Genomic DNA, 15,383 nt, shown 5'->3' with positions numbered 1-15,383 from the left:
TCATTTCAACCAGTAGCCGGGCTTTGAATAGATTTTCTTCAGGTGTTCGATGAAAAACCGCACCTTGGCCGGCAAATGCCTTTGCTGCGGGTACACGGCCAGGATGTCATAGGCCGGCAGGGCGAAGCTGTCGAGCACGGTCACCAGCTCGCCGCGCTGCAGCTGCGCCTGGATCTCCCAGGTGCTGCGCCAGCCCAGGCCCATGCCTTCGCTCACCCAGCGGTGCAGCAGCTCGCCGTCGTTGCAGTCCAGGTTGCCGTCCACGCGCACCGTCACCGTCTTGCCGCCGTCCTGGAAATACCAGCCGCGTTGCTGACCCCCTTGCAGGTTGAAGGCCAGGCAGTTATGGGCCTTCAGGTCGTCCAGCGTTTTGGGCTTGCCGTGTTTGCGGAAGTAGGCCGGCGTGCCGCAGACCACGCGCTGGTTGGTGGCCAGCTTGATCGCCACGAAGTTCGGATCGATCACGCCGCCGATGCGCAGGCCCAGGTCGTAGCCATCGCGCACCAGATCGACCACGCGGTCGGTGAGGTTGAACGAGAGCTTCACCGCCGGGTTGGCCTTCAGGAACGCCGCCGCATGCGGCGCCACGTGCAGCCGCCCGAACGCCGCCGGGGCCGAGACGATCAGGTGGCCGCTGGCGCTGTGTTTCTGGGCCGACACGGTGGCCTCGGCCTGCGCCCACTGCACCAGCAGCGCGCGGCATTCGTCCAGAAAGTTCGCGCCTTGCTCGGTCAGCGCCAGCCGCCGCGTGGAGCGGTGGATCAGCTGCGTGCCCAGGCGCCTTTCCAGCGCGTCGATGCGCCGGCCCATCATCACCGGGGTGATGCCCGCGTGCAGCGCGGCCGCGGCCAGGCTGCCGTGTTCCATCACCTGCACAAAGGCTTCGATCTCTTTGTAGCGGTCCATGGCGGCATGTTATCCGGGAGATTCCATACCTGGAGTATCGAATCAAAGTACCCCCAATGGCATTCTCAAGACGGTATGACGTCCATAGCATCGGCTCCAGTGATTCAACCCAACCGGAGACAGACATGCCGAAGATGAAGGCCGCGATGGCCGCCGTGCTCGTGATGGAAAAGGAAGGCATCACCCAGGCCTTTGGTGTGCCCGGCGCCGCCATCAACCCGCTCTACGCCCAGCTGCGCGAGCGCCAGACGATCGCCCACGTGCTGGCGCGGCATGTGGAAGGCGCCTCGCACATGGCCGAGGGCTACACGCGGGCACGCGCCGGCAACATCGGCGTGTGCATCGGCACCAGCGGCCCGGCCGGTACCGACATGATCACCGGCCTGTATTCGGCCAGCGCCGATTCGATACCGATCCTCTGCATCACCGGCCAGGCGCCGCGCGCCCGGCTCTACAAGGAAGACTTCCAGGCGGTGGACATCGAAGCCATCAGCAAGCCGGTCACCAAATGGAGCGTGACGGTGCGCGAGCCCGCGCTGGTGCCCCGCGTGTTCCAGCAGGCCTTCCATCTCATGCGCTCGGGCCGCCCCGGCCCGGTGCTGATCGACCTGCCGATCGACGTGCAGATGGCCGAGATCGAGTTCGACATCGACACCTACGAACCGCTGCCGGTCTACAAGCCCGCCGCCACGCGCAAGCAGATCGAGAAGGCGCTGGACATGCTGGCCGCGGCGGAGAAGCCGCTGATCGTGGCCGGTGGCGGCATCATCAACGCCGATGCTTCCGAACTGCTGGTCGAGCTGGCCGAGCTCACCGGCGTGCCGGTGATTCCCACGCTCATGGCCTGGGGCGCGATCCCCGACGACCACCCGCTGATGGCCGGCATGTGCGGCCTGCAGACCAGCCACCGCTACGGCAATGCGACGATGCTCGCGAGCGACTTCGTGCTCGGCATCGGCAACCGTTGGGCCAACCGCCACACTGGCTCGGTCGAGGTCTACACCCAGGGTCGCACGTTTGTGCACGTGGACATCGAGCCGACCCAGATCGGCCGCGTGTTCAACCCGGACCTGGGCATCGTGTCCGACGCGAAGATCGCGCTCGAGCTCTTCGTGCAGGTGGCGCGCGAGCGCCAGGCAGCCGGGCAGCTGAGAGACTTCAGCCCCTGGGCCGCCCGCTGCGCCGAGCGCAAGAAGCTCATGCAGCGCAAGACCCATTTCGACAACGTGCCGATCAAGCCGCAGCGCGTCTACGAAGAAATGAACGCCGCCTTCGGCCGCGACACGGTCTACGTGTCCACCATCGGCCTGAGCCAGATCGCTGGCGCGCAGTTCCTGCACGTCTACGGCCCGCGCCAGTGGATCAACTGCGGCCAGGCCGGCCCGCTGGGCTGGACGATCCCCGCCGCCCTCGGCGTGGCCGCGGCCGACCCGACCAAGACCGTGGTCGGCCTCTCGGGCGACTACGACTTCCAGTTCCTGGTGGAAGAACTCGCGGTCGGTGCGCAGTTCCGCATTCCCTACGTGCAGGTGCTGGTGAACAACAGCTACCTCGGCCTGATCCGCCAGGCCCAGCGCGGCTTCGACATGGACTACTGCGTGCAGCTCGCCTTCGAGAACCAGAACGTGGACGACCCCACGCTCAAGGGCTACGGCGTGGACCACCAGGCCGTGGTCGAGGGACTGGGCTGCAAGGCGCTGCGCGTCACCGATCCGGCCAACATCCAGGGCGCCCTGCGCGAGGCACAGGTGATGGCGCGCCGGTACAGTGTGCCGGTGGTTGTGGAGGTGATCCTGGAGAAAGTGACCAACATCGCCATGGGCACCGAAATCAACGCGATCAACGAATTTGAAGAAATCGAATGCCTGCATCCCGAAGGCCGAGAGGGCTTGATTGCCGCAGGTCTGCTCGAATGAACTGAAAGAACACCAACATGCCACGTTTCGCCGCCAACCTCTCCATGCTCTGGAACGAGCTGCCTTTTCTCGACCGTTTTGAAGCTGCCGCGAAAGCGGGATTCAAGGCCGTGGAGTTCCTGTTCCCCTACGACTTCCCGGCCGAGACCATCGCGCAGTTGCTGAGGCAGCACCGGCTGGAACTCGTGCTGCACAACCTGCCGCCCGGCGACTGGGCCGCAGGCGAGAGGGGCATCGCCTGCATTCCCGGGCGCGAAGCCGAGTTCCGCGCCGGCGTGGCGAAGGCCGCCGAATACGCGCCGGTGATCGGCGTGCAGCGCTGGCACTGCATGGCCGGGCTCACGCCCGCCGGCGTGAGCGAAGCCCAGGCGCGCGCCACCTGGGTGGCCAATGTGCGCTACGCCGCGGCCGAGGCGAAGAAGCTCGGCATCCCGCTGCTGATCGAGCCCATCAACACCTTCGACATGCCGGGCTACTTTGTCAACCGCCCGCGCCAGGCCATCGCGCTGATGGACGAGGTCGGTGCCGACAACGTGTTCCTGCAGTACGACATCTACCACGCGCAGCGCATGGAAGGCGAGCTGTGCAACACCATCCAGGACCTGTTGCCGCGCATCGCCCACATGCAGCTGGCCGACACACCCGGCCGCCACGAACCGGGCACCGGCGAGATCAACTACCGCTTCCTGTTTCACTGCGTCGACGCCCTGGGCTATCGCGGCTGGATCGGCTGCGAATACAAACCCAAGGACTCATCGCCCGGCGGCACCGATCGGGGCCTGGGCTGGATGACCTGCCACGACGCGGCCGTCTGAGTCCGCGCAAACCCCCGCAAAAAGGAGACCAAGAATGACCAAGAGCGGCACCAATGTCGGCTTCATCGGCCTGGGCATCATGGGCACGCCCATGGCGCTGAACCTCATCAAAGCCGGGCACCGGCTGTTCGTCAGCAGCCGCAGCAAGATCCCGGCCGAGCTGGCCGAGGCGGGTGCGACGGTCTGCACCAACGCCACCGAGGTGGCCAAGCGGGCCGACGTGGTCATCACCATGGTGCCCGACACGCCGCACGTGCAGGACGTGCTGTTCGGCGAGAACGGCGTGGCCAAGGGGCTCAGCGCCGGCAAGACCGTGGTGGACATGAGCTCCATCAGCCCGATGGCCACCCAACAGTTCGCACAGCAGATCAACGCCCTGGGCTGTGACTACCTGGACGCGCCGGTCAGCGGCGGCGAGGTGGGCGCCAGGGCCGGCAGCCTGACCATCATGGTCGGCGGTCCGGAAGCGGCTTTTGAGCGCGTCAAGCCCCTGTTCGAAGCCATGGGAAAAAACATCACCCTGGTGGGCGGCAACGGCGACGGCCAGACCACCAAGGTGGCCAACCAGATCATCGTGGCGCTCAACATCGAGGCCGTGGCCGAAGCCCTGCTGTTCGCCAGCAAGGCCGGTGCCGACCCGGCCAAGGTGCGCCAGGCGCTGATGGGCGGTTTCGCGGCCAGCCGCATCCTGGAGGTGCATGGCGAGCGCATGGTGAAGCGCACGTTCAACCCGGGTTTCCGCATCGAGCTGCACCAGAAGGACCTGAACCTCGCATTGCAGGGCGCGAAAGAGCTGGGCGTGAGCCTGCCCAACACGGCGAGCGCTGCGCAGCTGATGCAGAGTTGTGCCGCGCACGGCTGGGCCGGTCTGGACCATTCGGCGCTGTGTCGCAGTCTTGAACTGATGGCGAATCACCAGATCGCCCCCACCCCCGCAGCCTGAAGTGCCTGACAGGCTCCACCGTCCACCGCACGCGGGAGAGGGCTGGTGTGAGGGTCATCGCCTACGTAACAACACGGCAGCCAGACACCGGTCATATCTCTACACTTCCCGCCCATGACCGAAACCACATCCCACGCCGCCCCCAGCCTGGCCAACCCCCGCGCCCTGCTGCGCCACCTGTACGACGTGGCCGTTCAGCGCGCCCTGCCGCTGCACAACACCGCCGCCTGGCTGCCGTCGCCGCCCAAGGGACGCACCCTGGTGCTCGGCGCCGGCAAGGCCGGTGGCGCGATGGCGCAGGCGGTCGAAGCGCTGTGGCCGGCCGACGCGCCGCTCTCGGGTCTGGTGGTCACGCGCTACCACCACATCCCGCCGCGCCCAGCGGGCGTGCCCGAGCGCATCGAGGTGGTCGAAGCCTCGCACCCCGTGCCCGACGCCGCCGGCCTCGAAGCCGCGCAGCGCATCCTGAAACTCACCGAGGGCCTGACCGCCGACGACCTGGTGTTGTGCCTCGTTTCGGGCGGCGGTTCGTCGCTGCTCACCTTGCCCTGCGAAGGCCTCACGCTCGAAGAAAAGCAGCGCATCAACCGCCAGCTGCTGGAAAGCGGTGCCCACATCGGTGAGATGAACACCGTGCGCAAGCACTTGTCCGCCATCAAGGGCGGGCGCCTGGCCGCGGCCTGCGCGCCGGCCCGCGTGGTCACGCTCACCATCAGCGACGTGCCGGGCGACGACGTGAGCGTCATCGCCAGCGGCCCCACCGTGGCCGACGCGTCCACCTGCGCCGAAGCGCTGGACATCCTGCGCCGCTACGCCATCGAGGTGCCGCCCGCCGTGCGCGCGAAGCTGGAGAGCGGCGCGCTTGAAACACCCAAGCCCGGCGACGCCTCGCTCGCCGGCATTGAAACCCACCTCATCGCCACCCCCCAGCAAAGCCTGGACGCCGCCGCCGAAGCCGCCCGCGCGCTGGGCCTTAATGTCTATGTGCTGAGCGACGAGATCGAAGGCGAGTCGCGCGAGGTCGGCAAGGTGCACGCCGCGCTGGCGCGCTCCACGGCGCTCGGCCGCAGCAGCTTCGCCAAACCCTGCGTCATCCTCAGCGGCGGTGAAACCACCGTCACGGTGCGCCCGCGCGCCGAAGGCCGGAAGAAAGGTCGCGGCGGCCGGGCCGGCGAGTTCTGCCTGGGTCTGGCCCACGCGCTGGGCGGTCAGGGCGGTGTGTGGGCGCTCGCCGCCGACACCGACGGCATCGACGGCGTGGAAGACAACGCCGGCGCGCTGGTCGCGCCCGACACCCTGGCCCGCGCCGCCGCGCTGGGCCTGAAGGTCACCGATCACCTGGCCCGCAACGACGCCTACGGTTATTTCGAGCCACTGGGTGACCTGGTCATCACCGGGCCAACCCACACCAACGTGAACGATTTCCGGGCCGTGCTCGTGGTCTGAGCTTCAGGCGTTGCTGCTGTGCACCTTGCCTTCCTGGAACAGCCGGTCGATGTCGTCTTTCTGGAGGCCGGCCGATTCGAGCCACTGCCGGCTGTGCTCGCCCCGACGGGGTGGTGGCCGCAGGCCGATGGTCACCGGCTCGGTCGAAGCAAAGCCAATGCCCGGCACGCGCACCCGCCGTGTGCCGCCCTCGGCGGTCGGCAGCTCGATCTCGGGCCAGTCGTGGCACACCGCGCGCACCGCCTGTATCGCGTCGATCGCCATGGCCGCCGGCACGCCGTGGCGCGACAGCCGGTCCAGCCAGCTCGCGCTGTTGTCCCGCGCGAGCCAGCTGCCGAGCAGTTGTTGTGCCTCGTCCACCAGGCCCTCACCTGCCACGCGGGCCAGGCCTTGCAGGTCCGTTTCGGTCACACCCGCATCGCGCAGCGCCGCCAGCAGGCCCAGGGTCTGTTCCCGGGCGTTGCACACGATGGCCAGGTGGCCGTCGCGCACCGCAAAGGTCCCCGACAGCGGGCTGCCGGAGAACGCGGTCGAGCGGCTGCGCGGGACCTTGTGCCCGCTGACCAGCTCGTTGGCGTAGACCGGGGCCATCAGCGTCAGCGCGGCGTTGAGCATGCTCACCTGCAGCCATTCACCCTGCGTGCGCCGCGCCGGATCGGTGCGTTCGCGGCGCAGCAGCGCGGTCATGATGGCGAGCGCGGCCTGCTGGCCGACGGCGTAGTCGACGAGTGGAAAGCCGATGCGCTGTGGTGTGCCGTCGGCCGAAGCGTTGGCCTGCATCAGCCCGCTGGCGGCCTGGATCACGTGGTCGTAGGCCCGCTGGTCAGAGCCCGGGCCAAAGCCGGTGATCGAGCAGACGGTCAACCGAGGGTGGCGCCGGATCAGCGCCGCCGGATCGAAACCCAGCGACGCCAGCTTGCCGGGGCGGAAGTTCTCTACCAGCACGTCGGCTGACGCGATGAGCGCGTGCAGCGCCTGCTGCAACCGCGGGTCCCGGGCATCGATGGCCAGCGACTGCTTGCCGCCGCCCTGCGCCACGAAGGTATCGCCCAGGCCCTGGGCGGCCAGGTGCGGGTCGAGCGACTTGGTGCGGATCATGTCGTCACCGTCGGCCCGTTCGATGCGGATCACCTCGGCGCCCAGCAGCGCCAGCTGGTAGCCGGTGAACGGGCCGGCGAGCACATGGGTCCAGTCGATCACCCGCAGCCCGGCCAGCGGGCCCTGTGCGGCGGTCAGTTCACTGTTCGGGTTGGACATTGGATTCCTTGATGTACCGGGTCCAGCGAGTCACTTCGCCGGCCGCGAAATGGCGGCTCTCCGCGAGGCTCATGGTCTTGGCCACGCCGCCCGAGCGCTTCAGGAACTGCCTGGCTTCGGGCGAGGTCATCGCTTTCTGGATCGCCGGGTGGAGCTTCTCGATCACCGGCGCCGGCGTGCCGGCCGGCGCGAACACCGCGGTCCAACCGGTGAACTCGAAGTGCGGCACGCCCAGCTCTTCGAAGGTGGGGGTGTCGGGGTAGGTTCCATGCCGCTGGGTTGCCGCCACCGCCAGCGGTCGCAGCCGTTTGCCCTCCAGCAGGGGCTGGGCAGCGCCAGCGTCCGAGAATGCGAACGAGATCTGTCCGCCGGCCACGTCGATGAGCGAGTTGGGGTTGGATTTGTAGGGCACGTTGGTCATCGGCAAGCCGGCTTGCAGGCGGAACACCTCGCAGGCCACCTGGGTGACGGCGTTGCCGCTGCCGCAGGTCAGTCCACGGTCGGGTTGTTGGCTGGCCGCTTTCAGGTCGGCCAGGGACTTCCAGGGCGAATCGATGGGCACATAGAGCGAGATCGGGCTCGCCGACAGGCCCGAGACGATGTCGAACGACCCCGGGGTGTAGCCCAGCTTGCCGGGGAAGAACGCGAAATTGGCGGCGTTGGTCGTGGCGCTGCCCACCAGCAGCGTGTGGCCGTCTGGCTTGGACCGGGCCACGCTGGTGGCGGCGATGGCGCCGTTGGCGCCGGGTTTGTTATCCACCACCACCGGGACCCCGAGGCTCTCCTGCAGGCTCTTGCCGACCAGGCGGGTGATCAGGTCGGTGCCGCTGCCTGCACCGAAAGGCACCACAAGGGTGATGGGTTTGACCGGGTAGGCGTCCTGGGCGGCGGCGGGAAAGCCGGTGGTGGCGATGGCCGCCGCGAGCCACAGGCTGTGGGGTGAAGGGCTTGTCATGGGCTTGTCTCCTGATTGTGGGTGAACGCCCCAACGATAGGATGGGCGATGTGGGCGAGCAACTCAAAATACGTGTAGACCCTTTCCAGATTGGAAAACCATGAACCTCAACGATCTTCACTGGGCGGTGGTGGTGGGCCGCGAGGGCAGCCTCAGCGCGGCCTGCGTCACGCTGGGCATTTCGCCCGGCACCTTGAGCAAGGCCATCGCCCGCATCGAACGCTCGACACGCGTGAAGCTCTTCGAGCGCATGGCGCGCGGCATGAGGCCCACGGCGTTCGGCGCTGCCTTCCTGCAGCGCGCCGCCCAGATGGACCTCGCGGCCGAGGACCTGTTTGCCGAACTGCGCGACCTGCGCCAGGCCCGTGCCGGCGTGGTGCGCGTGGGGGTGGGCAACGGCTTGCCGGACCGCTGGGTGCGCCCGGTGGTCCAGGCGCTGGTGACACGCGGCATCTCGGTGGAGCTCAGCGGCGGTATGACCGACTCGCTCAAGGAGGCCGCGCTGCGTGGCGAACTTGATTTCGCCGTGCTGGGCCAGACCGGTGCACCGCCCCAGGACCTGTCGTGGCGGGTGCTCACCGACGACCCCATGCAGCCCATGGCGCCCAAGGGCCATGCCATGGCCCGGCCGCGCCGCAGCGTGCCCTGGTCCGAACTGGCGCAGGCGCGCTGGATTGTCACGGGTCGCCCCACCGCCACCTTCCGGGAGTTCGAGGCCAACTTCGCTGCCCGCGGCATCGCGGCGCCGGTGCCGGCGGTGCTGTCCTCATCCTCCGGGCGCGAGTTCTTGCTGTGCCTGGCGCTTGATGCCATCCTGCTCATGCCGCGCTCTGCCGTGCGCGAGCCCGAGGTGCAGGCCCGGCTGGCGGCGGTCTCGCCCGGGGGCGGGTGGTCGTCGAAGCGGGAGCTCGGGATCATCTGGCGCACCGGGGCCTACGTCAGCCCCGGTGCGTCGCTGGCCATGGATCTGTTCGAGAAGCACATCCGGTCCCCTGCCAAGGGGTGAGGTGGGCTCTTGACGGTGTCCGCGGCGTTCTGGTGGTGTGAGCGGCGGCAACTGAAATGCACGTTTGTGCATGTTATTTTCTTGTTTGTGCACGCATATGATGTGCGCATGCACACGGACATCCCTCTTGAGCGCCGCGATCTGATCGCCCAACGCCTGGCCCAGGGCCAGACCGTGGTGGCCGCTGCGCTGGCCGCTGAATTCCAGGTGTCGGAAGACGCCATCCGGCGCGACCTGCGCGCGCTGGCCGCCGAAGGGCGCTGCCGCCGCGTCTACGGCGGGGCGCTGCCGCCCCTGCCCGGTGCGTTGCCGATGGTGGTGCGCATGGACGCAGGCCGCGAACGCAAGGCTGCGCTGGCGCGGGCGGCGGTCGCCGTCATCGAGCCAGGTGAGTTCCTCTTTCTGGACAGCAGCAGCACCAACCTGGCGCTGGCCGCCTGCCTGCCCGAGGACCACGCCCTCACCGTGGCCACCAACTCGGTGGACATCGCCGCTGCCCTGCTGCGCCGCCAGGACGTGCAGCTCATCATGGTTGGCGGAGCGGTGGACCCGCTGGTGGGCGGTTGCGTCGATGCCACCGCGGTGCTGGCCGTCGGCCAGATGAACATCCAGCGTTGCTTCCTCGGCGCCTGCGCGGTCACGGTCGAAGCCGGCATCTGCACTGTCGATGCCGGTGATGCCGCCTTCAAACGCGCCTTGCGCGCGGCCAGCCGCCGCTGTGTCGCCATGGCCACCAACGACAAGCTGGGTTTGCAGCTGCCTTACCGTGTCACGCCCATCCGCGAGATCGATCACCTCGTGGTCGAACACGACGCCGACTTCCAGACCCTCAAGGCGCTGGCGAAGCAGGGCGCGCAGGTGCTCAAGGCCGCCCGCCCGGCGGCGCCGGGGTAGGCCGGTGAATCGTTTCTAATAGTGGCCTGGCCGCCGGCGAAACCGCCGGACCGGCGCCAGCCCCCCGTTCGGGCCGGCAAATCCCCTGTTTTCCTCCACGCTCAGGCGCCCTGCGGGGCGCTGCGGACCGTTTTGCGCAGTTCTTTCTTCCACTCCCCAACCACCGCCCTGGTGCGCCAGCTGGCGGGCTTTCAGCCCGCAGGGGCGTCTGCGCCCGGTGACGCGGCGCGGCAGGACGTGGCCGAGCGCCTGGGGCAGTGGCTCAACGTGGCCGACGCCATCAGCCTGAGTTCGGCGCACGCGGCCATCGCCGCCGCCGGACGGCAGGCCGCCCGCACCCCCGGCCACCTGGCCACCAGCGCTGAAGCGCTGCAGGCCGAGCTGGAGCGCGTGCGCGCCGTGCTCAGCCAGTCCATCAACACGCGCGACGCGCGCCACCAGCCCGACCCGGACGACCTCGACACCGAGTTCGCCCTCTGCCTGCAGCGCTACCAGGACCAGCAGCGACGTCTGGAGATGAGCGTGGACGCGCTGCGCGAACACGTGCGCCAGACCCTGGCCAAAGGCCCGCCGCGCCTGGCCCAGCTCGCAGCGCTCGACGCGGTGCTGGGCGAGATGCTTGGCGGGCGCGAGCAGCGCCTGTTGAACAACGTGCCTGCTTTTTTGAAGCTGCGGTTCACCGAACTGCGCCGCCAGCTGCTGACCTCCGAAGACAACTGGCTTGCCACCTTCAACACCGAGCTGGAGCAGACCCTGCTCGCCGAGCTCGACCACCGCCTGCAGCCGGTCGCCGGAATGATTGAGGCCATGGATTCATGAATCCCCCAGCCCAAAGCGCCAGGCCAGCGCCCCACACCGAATTTGAGCCTTTGAAAACACAAGCCATGTCTTCCTCCTCCTTCTCCAGCCGGGCCCTGCTCATCGGCGCCTTCCTGCTCGGCCTGTTCGCCATCGCCTGGGTGGGCTTCGGCTTCACCGGCACCAGCAGCTGGCTTGCCCTGGGCATGACGGTGGCCATCGCCGTCGCCTACCTGGTGGGCGCACTCGAGATCCGCCGCTTCCGCCTTGCCAGCACCGGCCTGGCCCAGGCGCTCGCCCACATTCCGCAGCCGCTCAACAGCCTCGCCGACTGGCTCGCCCGCGTGCCCGCCCCACTGCAGAACGCCGTGCGCCAGCGCGTCGAGAGCGGGCGCGGCGCACTGCCCGGCCTGTCACTCACGCCCTACCTGATCGGTCTGCTGGTCATGCTTGGCATGCTCGGCACCTTCCTCGGCATGGTGGTCACCTTCAAGGGCGCCGTGTTCGCGCTCGAGGGCTCGGCCGACCTGGGCGCCATCCGAGGCGCGCTGGCCGCGCCCATCAAGGGTCTGGGCATTTCGTTCGGCACCTCGGTGGCCGGCGTGGCCAGCTCGGCCATGCTGGGCCTCATGTCCGCCATCGCCCGCCGCGAGCGCATGGACGTGGCCCGCGCGCTGGAGCAGCACACCGCCGGCGCGCTGCGCCCCTTTACCGCCGCCTTCATCGCCGCAGAGAACCGCGACCACACCTTCGCCGCCCTGCAGCGCCAGGCCGACGCGCTGCCCCAGGTGGTCGCGCAGCTGCAGGCGCTGATGGAGCAGGTCGAGCGCCGCCACCAGCAGCTCGACGAGCAGCTCACCGCACGACAAGACCAGTTCCACCGCGAAGCCGCCGCCGCGTACACCGGCCTGGGCCAGTCGGTGGCGCAGACGCTCAACGACAGCCTGTCGTCGAGCGCCCGCGTGGCCAGCGACAGCATCAAGCCAGTGGTGGAAAACGCCATGGCCGCCATCGCACAAGAGTCCACCCGCTTGCACGAGCGCGTGAGCGCGGCGGTGCAGACGCAGCTGACCGGCCTCTCCACCCAGTTCGCCGCCACCACCGGCAGCGTGGCCGAAGGCTGGCAGTCCGCGCTGCAGAACCACGCGCGCACCAGCGAGCGACTGGTGAACGGCCTGGGCAGCGCCCTGGACCAGTTCAACACCAGCTTCGAAGCCCGCGCGGCCCAGCTGCTGTCCAACGTGCAACAGGCCACGGCGCAGCAGCACAGCGAGCAGGCCCAGGCCGAAGCGCTCAAGCAGGCCGCGTGGACCTCAGCGCTGCAGGGCATGGCCAGCAGCCTGCAGGCCGAATGGCAGCAGGTGGGCACGGCCAACCTTGCGCAGCAGCAGGCCGTGTGCCAGACGCTGGAGCAGACCGCCAGCGCCATCCAGCACAGCGCCAGCGAGCAGGCGACGCGCAGCATGGAGAGCGTGGCCCGCCTGCTGGCGCAGAGCGAAGCGCTCGTGCTGGCCCGCACCGAGTCGGAAGCGCAATGGACGCAGCAACACGGCCAGCGCATGGATCAACTCGCCGCGCTCTGGCGCAGCGAACTCAGCGCCCTGCGCAGTGAAGAAAGCACGCACCTGCAGACCCTGCGCAGCGAAGAAGCCACCCGCGGCCAGGCCGCCGTGGAGCGCATGAGCGGCCTGCAAACCGAGCTGGCCACGCAGCTGCAAACCCTGCGCGCAGAAGAAGCCACCCGCCAGCAAGCCGCCGTGGACCGCCTCGCCACCCTGCAGACCGAGCTGGCCACACAACTGCAAGCCTTGCGCGCCGAAGAAGCCACCCACCTGCAAACCCTGCGCAGCGAAGAGGCCGCGCGCGGCCAGGCCGCGGTGCAGCGCCTGGGCGAGCTGCAGGCCGCCGTTACCGAACACCTGGCCACGCTCGGCACCTCGCTCGAAGCGCCCATGTCGCGCCTGCTCGAAACGGCGTCCGAGGCGCCCAAGGCCGCGGCCGAAGTCATTGGCCAGCTGCGGCAGGAGATGAGCCGACTCACCGAGCGCGACAACCTGGCTTTGCAAGAGCGCACCGAGCTGGTGGCGCACATCAGCAGCCTGCTGCAGAACGTGCAGCAGACCACCAGCGAGCAGCGCGCCGCCATCGAATCGCTGGTCGCGTCGGCCACCACCGTGCTCAACCAGACCGGCGCGCAGTTCGCGCAGACCCTGGGTGCGCAGGCCGGTCGGGCCGACGAGCAGACCGCGCAGATGGCCACCAGCGCCGCCGAACTCGCCGCGTTGGGCCAGGCCTTCCAGCAGGGCGTGGCGCTGTTCAGCAGCACGAACGAAAAGCTGGTGGACGGCCTGCAGCGCGTGGAAGGCGCCATCGGCCAGCACATGGCGCGCAGCGACGAGCAGCTCGCCTACTACGTGGCGCAGGCGCGCGAGGTGATCGACCTCAGCATCAGCGCGCAGCAGGGCATCGTGGAAGACATGCGCAGCCTGCGTGCCGCCAAGCCCGCCGCCGCCAAAGCCGCCGCGCCCGCTGCACCTTCTTCCGCTCAGGGAGCCGCCTGATGAGCGCCGCCCGGCCGTTCCGAAGGCGCTCAGCCCCGCAGTGCACCGCACGGAGGGTGGTCCGATGAGCAGCAGCGTGGACGACACCGCCATCGACGACGGCCTGGGTGAGACCGCGCCCGTCTGGGCCGTGTTCGGCGACCTCATGTCCGGTGTGGTTGGCGCGTTCGTGCTCATCCTCATCGGCGTGCTGCTGGTGCAGATGGACCTGATGGCCAGCCTGCAGTCCGAGATCGCCAAACGCCAGCAGGAGGAAGCCCGCCGCATGGCGCTGGAAAAAGCGCTCGCCATTCCGCTGCAGAGCGGCCGCGTCACGCTCAACAACGGCCGCATCGGCATCAGCGGCAGCGTGCTGTTCGACTTCAACTCCGACGAGCTGCGCCCCGAAGGCCAGCAACTGCTCAAGAGCCTGGTGCCGCCGCTGGAGGTGTACCTCGGCGAGCGCGACGAGATGCTCATGGTGAGCGGCTTCACCGACGACAAGCCCATCGTCAAAGGCCCCCACCAGCGCTTCGAAGACAACCTGGAGCTCTCGGCCCAGCGCGCGCTCACCGTGACGCGCACGCTCGTCAAAGAAGGCATGCCGCGCCAGCGCGTGTTCAGCGCCGCTTTCGGCGCCGAACAGCCCGTGGCCAGCAACGCCGATGAAAAGGGCAGGGCGCTCAATCGCCGGGTGGAAATGGCCCCCGTGCCGCGCGCCGCGCCCACGCCGAGCACGGCCGCGCCCGTGGCCGCTACCGCCAAGCCATGAACACCCAAGGCGATCCTGATCGTCTCCCTCCCCCTCTGGGGGCGGGCAGGGGTGGGGGCCAGCGTGAGGCAGCCTCTCCGCCTCCCAAACCCTCCCCCCTCGCAGCCCTCAACGCCCACATCGCCCAGGCCAGCCAGGCCGCTGCTGGTGTCCCCAGATCAAGCGCAGGCCAGTGGCCCGAACTGCGCAGCGCCCAGCGCTTCCGCGAAACCTGGGAGCGCCTGGGTGCCGAAGAAGCCGTGGTGAAGGCCACGCACCGTGCCCCTGAAAACGCCGGCCCGCTCAACTCCCACATGCTCGTGCTGCGCACGCTCGGCCTCATGCGCGAGCTCTCGCCGCACTACCTGCGGCGCTTCCTCTCGCACACCGAAACCCTGCTCTGGCTGGAGCAGGCGCAGGGGCAGCTCAAGGCACCGGCGGGCAAGGGCAAGGTGGTGAAGGCCGCGCGGCCGAAAAAATAGCCCCCCATCGGGATGGGGTCTGATTATAATGAGTCAACACTCACTGAGTGTCTGCTCAATAAAATCAGGATGACCCTCCCATCAAGCTCCCGACCCCGCACTCGCCAACGCGAGGCCACGCGACGCCAACTGGTGGAAGCGGGCCTGCGTGTCGTGGCCGAGCACGGCTTTGCAGGTGCGACCACCGCGGCAATCGCCCAGGCCACGGGCAAGGCCCACGGCACGGTGTTCGTGCACTTCGCCAACCGCGACACGCTGGTGGAGGCCCTGGTGGCCGAAGTCGGGCAGGCCATGTCGCAGCGCCTCTCGGTCCTGCCGGCCGACGCCTGCAGCGTGGGCGAGGTGCTTGACGCGCACCTGGTCGCGCTCGGCGAACAGGAAGTGCTGTATTCGCGCCTGCTGCGCGAAGCGCCTGCGCTGCCGCTGTCGGCGCGCGCACGGGTGTTCGCCTTGCAGTCCGCGGTCGGCAGCCGATTGCGTCAGGCCCACGCGCGCGATGTCGAGCGCGGTGTGGCGCGCGCCATGAACCCGGTTGCGTTGACCAACCTGTGGATCGCGTTGACCAACCATTACCTGATGAACCGTGACCTGTTCGCACCCGGCGGCAGCGTGGTGGCCTTGCGCGGCGCCGAACTCAAGGCGCAGCTGCTCGAAGTGCTTCAACCCTGAGGAGA

At 68.7% G+C, this 15,383-nt stretch carries 14 protein-coding genes; 11 read left to right on the top strand and 3 right to left on the bottom strand.

Annotation, left to right across the window (positions count from 1 at the left end; genetic code table 11):
• Entirely contained in the window at positions 1–906 is a 906-nt protein-coding gene (locus ACN5W5_RS09930) for a LysR family transcriptional regulator (protein WP_420048378.1), read from the bottom strand.
• A gap of 125 nt (positions 907–1,031) precedes the next feature.
• Here ACN5W5_RS09930 and gcl point away from each other — a divergent pair, with 125 nt between their 5' ends.
• The 4 genes from gcl (at position 1,032) to ACN5W5_RS09910 (ending at position 6,026) form a co-directional block, all read left to right on the top strand.
• Positions 1,032–2,822 carry a glyoxylate carboligase gene (gene gcl / locus ACN5W5_RS09925; protein ID WP_420048377.1) on the top strand — a complete coding sequence of 597 codons (1,791 nt, stop codon included), beginning with the start codon at positions 1,032–1,034 and terminating at the stop codon, positions 2,820–2,822.
• A 17-nt stretch (positions 2,823–2,839) separates the two neighbouring features.
• The gene (gene otnI, locus ACN5W5_RS09920; RefSeq protein ID WP_420048376.1) at positions 2,840–3,637 is read left to right on the top strand and encodes a 2-oxo-tetronate isomerase; all 798 of its coding nucleotides are present in this window, start codon (positions 2,840–2,842) and stop codon (positions 3,635–3,637) included.
• 34 nt (positions 3,638–3,671) lie between these two features.
• Positions 3,672–4,580, top strand: coding sequence for a 2-hydroxy-3-oxopropionate reductase (gene glxR, locus ACN5W5_RS09915; protein ID WP_420048375.1), 909 nt, complete (start codon positions 3,672–3,674; stop codon positions 4,578–4,580).
• A gap of 114 nt (positions 4,581–4,694) precedes the next feature.
• The gene (locus ACN5W5_RS09910; protein WP_420048374.1) at positions 4,695–6,026 is read left to right on the top strand and encodes a glycerate kinase type-2 family protein; all 1,332 of its coding nucleotides are present in this window, start codon (positions 4,695–4,697) and stop codon (positions 6,024–6,026) included.
• Positions 6,027–6,029: 3 nt separating this feature from the next.
• On the opposite strand, the gene ACN5W5_RS09905 is transcribed toward ACN5W5_RS09910, so the two are convergent.
• Positions 6,030–7,283, bottom strand: coding sequence for a CaiB/BaiF CoA transferase family protein (locus ACN5W5_RS09905; RefSeq protein WP_420048373.1), 1,254 nt, complete (start codon positions 7,281–7,283; stop codon positions 6,030–6,032).
• On the bottom strand, positions 7,264–8,238 hold the full coding sequence (locus ACN5W5_RS09900) for a Bug family tripartite tricarboxylate transporter substrate binding protein (protein ID WP_420048372.1): 975 nt from the start codon (positions 8,236–8,238) through the stop codon (positions 7,264–7,266). Before ACN5W5_RS09900 ends, ACN5W5_RS09905 begins: the two co-directional genes overlap by 20 nt.
• Positions 8,239–8,338: 100 nt before the next feature.
• On the opposite strand from ACN5W5_RS09900, the gene ACN5W5_RS09895 reads away from it, so the two are divergent.
• The 7 genes from ACN5W5_RS09895 to ACN5W5_RS09865 all read left to right on the top strand — a co-directional run bounded on the left by ACN5W5_RS09895 (position 8,339) and on the right by ACN5W5_RS09865 (position 15,378).
• Entirely contained in the window at positions 8,339–9,244 is a 906-nt protein-coding gene (locus ACN5W5_RS09895; protein WP_420048371.1) for a LysR family transcriptional regulator, read from the top strand.
• Positions 9,245–9,352: 108 nt separating this feature from the next.
• A complete protein-coding gene (locus tag ACN5W5_RS09890) occupies positions 9,353–10,138 on the top strand; it encodes a DeoR/GlpR family DNA-binding transcription regulator (protein ID WP_420048370.1) in 786 nt (261 codons plus the stop codon).
• Between the two features lie 132 nt (positions 10,139–10,270).
• Positions 10,271–10,957, top strand: a complete 687-nt coding sequence (locus tag ACN5W5_RS09885; protein ID WP_420048369.1) for a DUF3348 family protein — start codon at positions 10,271–10,273, stop codon at positions 10,955–10,957.
• A gap of 65 nt (positions 10,958–11,022) precedes the next feature.
• Entirely contained in the window at positions 11,023–13,497 is a 2,475-nt protein-coding gene (locus ACN5W5_RS09880) for a DUF802 domain-containing protein (RefSeq protein WP_420048368.1), read from the top strand.
• A 64-nt stretch (positions 13,498–13,561) separates the two neighbouring features.
• Positions 13,562–14,248 carry an OmpA family protein gene (locus ACN5W5_RS09875; protein WP_420048367.1) on the top strand — a complete coding sequence of 229 codons (687 nt, stop codon included), beginning with the start codon at positions 13,562–13,564 and terminating at the stop codon, positions 14,246–14,248.
• Entirely contained in the window at positions 14,245–14,709 is a 465-nt protein-coding gene (locus ACN5W5_RS09870) for a DUF2894 domain-containing protein (protein WP_420048366.1), read from the top strand. The genes ACN5W5_RS09875 and ACN5W5_RS09870 overlap by 4 nt, the downstream gene beginning before the upstream one ends.
• 69 nt (positions 14,710–14,778) lie before the next feature.
• Positions 14,779–15,378: a TetR/AcrR family transcriptional regulator gene (locus ACN5W5_RS09865; protein ID WP_420048365.1), complete on the top strand. Its 600-nt coding sequence runs from the start codon at positions 14,779–14,781 to the stop codon at positions 15,376–15,378.
• Positions 15,379–15,383: the final 5 nt, after the last annotated feature.

Source organism: Hydrogenophaga sp. ZJX-1 (assembly GCF_048590325.1).
GTDB lineage: Bacteria > Pseudomonadota > Gammaproteobacteria > Burkholderiales > Burkholderiaceae_C > Hydrogenophaga.
This window is presented reverse-complemented; position numbering and strand designations above follow the sequence as displayed.

Excerpts from the sequence above, each read along its gene's own strand:
- ACN5W5_RS09900 (WP_420048372.1), bottom strand. The coding sequence starts at position 8,238 with ATGACAAGCCCTTCACCCCACAGCCTGTGGCTCGCGGCGGCCATCGCC.
- ACN5W5_RS09880 (WP_420048368.1), top strand. The coding sequence starts at position 11,023 with ATGTCTTCCTCCTCCTTCTCCAGCCGGGCCCTGCTCATCGGCGCCTTC.
- ACN5W5_RS09865 (WP_420048365.1), top strand. The coding sequence starts at position 14,779 with ATGACCCTCCCATCAAGCTCCCGACCCCGCACTCGCCAACGCGAGGCC.
- ACN5W5_RS09930 (WP_420048378.1), bottom strand. The coding sequence starts at position 906 with ATGGACCGCTACAAAGAGATCGAAGCCTTTGTGCAGGTGATGGAACAC.
- ACN5W5_RS09890 (WP_420048370.1), top strand. The coding sequence starts at position 9,353 with ATGCACACGGACATCCCTCTTGAGCGCCGCGATCTGATCGCCCAACGC.
- glxR (WP_420048375.1), top strand. The coding sequence starts at position 3,672 with ATGACCAAGAGCGGCACCAATGTCGGCTTCATCGGCCTGGGCATCATG.
- ACN5W5_RS09895 (WP_420048371.1), top strand. The coding sequence starts at position 8,339 with ATGAACCTCAACGATCTTCACTGGGCGGTGGTGGTGGGCCGCGAGGGC.
- ACN5W5_RS09910 (WP_420048374.1), top strand. The coding sequence starts at position 4,695 with ATGACCGAAACCACATCCCACGCCGCCCCCAGCCTGGCCAACCCCCGC.
- otnI (WP_420048376.1), top strand. The coding sequence starts at position 2,840 with ATGCCACGTTTCGCCGCCAACCTCTCCATGCTCTGGAACGAGCTGCCT.
- ACN5W5_RS09875 (WP_420048367.1), top strand. The coding sequence starts at position 13,562 with ATGAGCAGCAGCGTGGACGACACCGCCATCGACGACGGCCTGGGTGAG.
- ACN5W5_RS09905 (WP_420048373.1), bottom strand. The coding sequence starts at position 7,283 with ATGTCCAACCCGAACAGTGAACTGACCGCCGCACAGGGCCCGCTGGCC.
- ACN5W5_RS09870 (WP_420048366.1), top strand. The coding sequence starts at position 14,245 with ATGAACACCCAAGGCGATCCTGATCGTCTCCCTCCCCCTCTGGGGGCG.
- gcl (WP_420048377.1), top strand. The coding sequence starts at position 1,032 with ATGCCGAAGATGAAGGCCGCGATGGCCGCCGTGCTCGTGATGGAAAAG.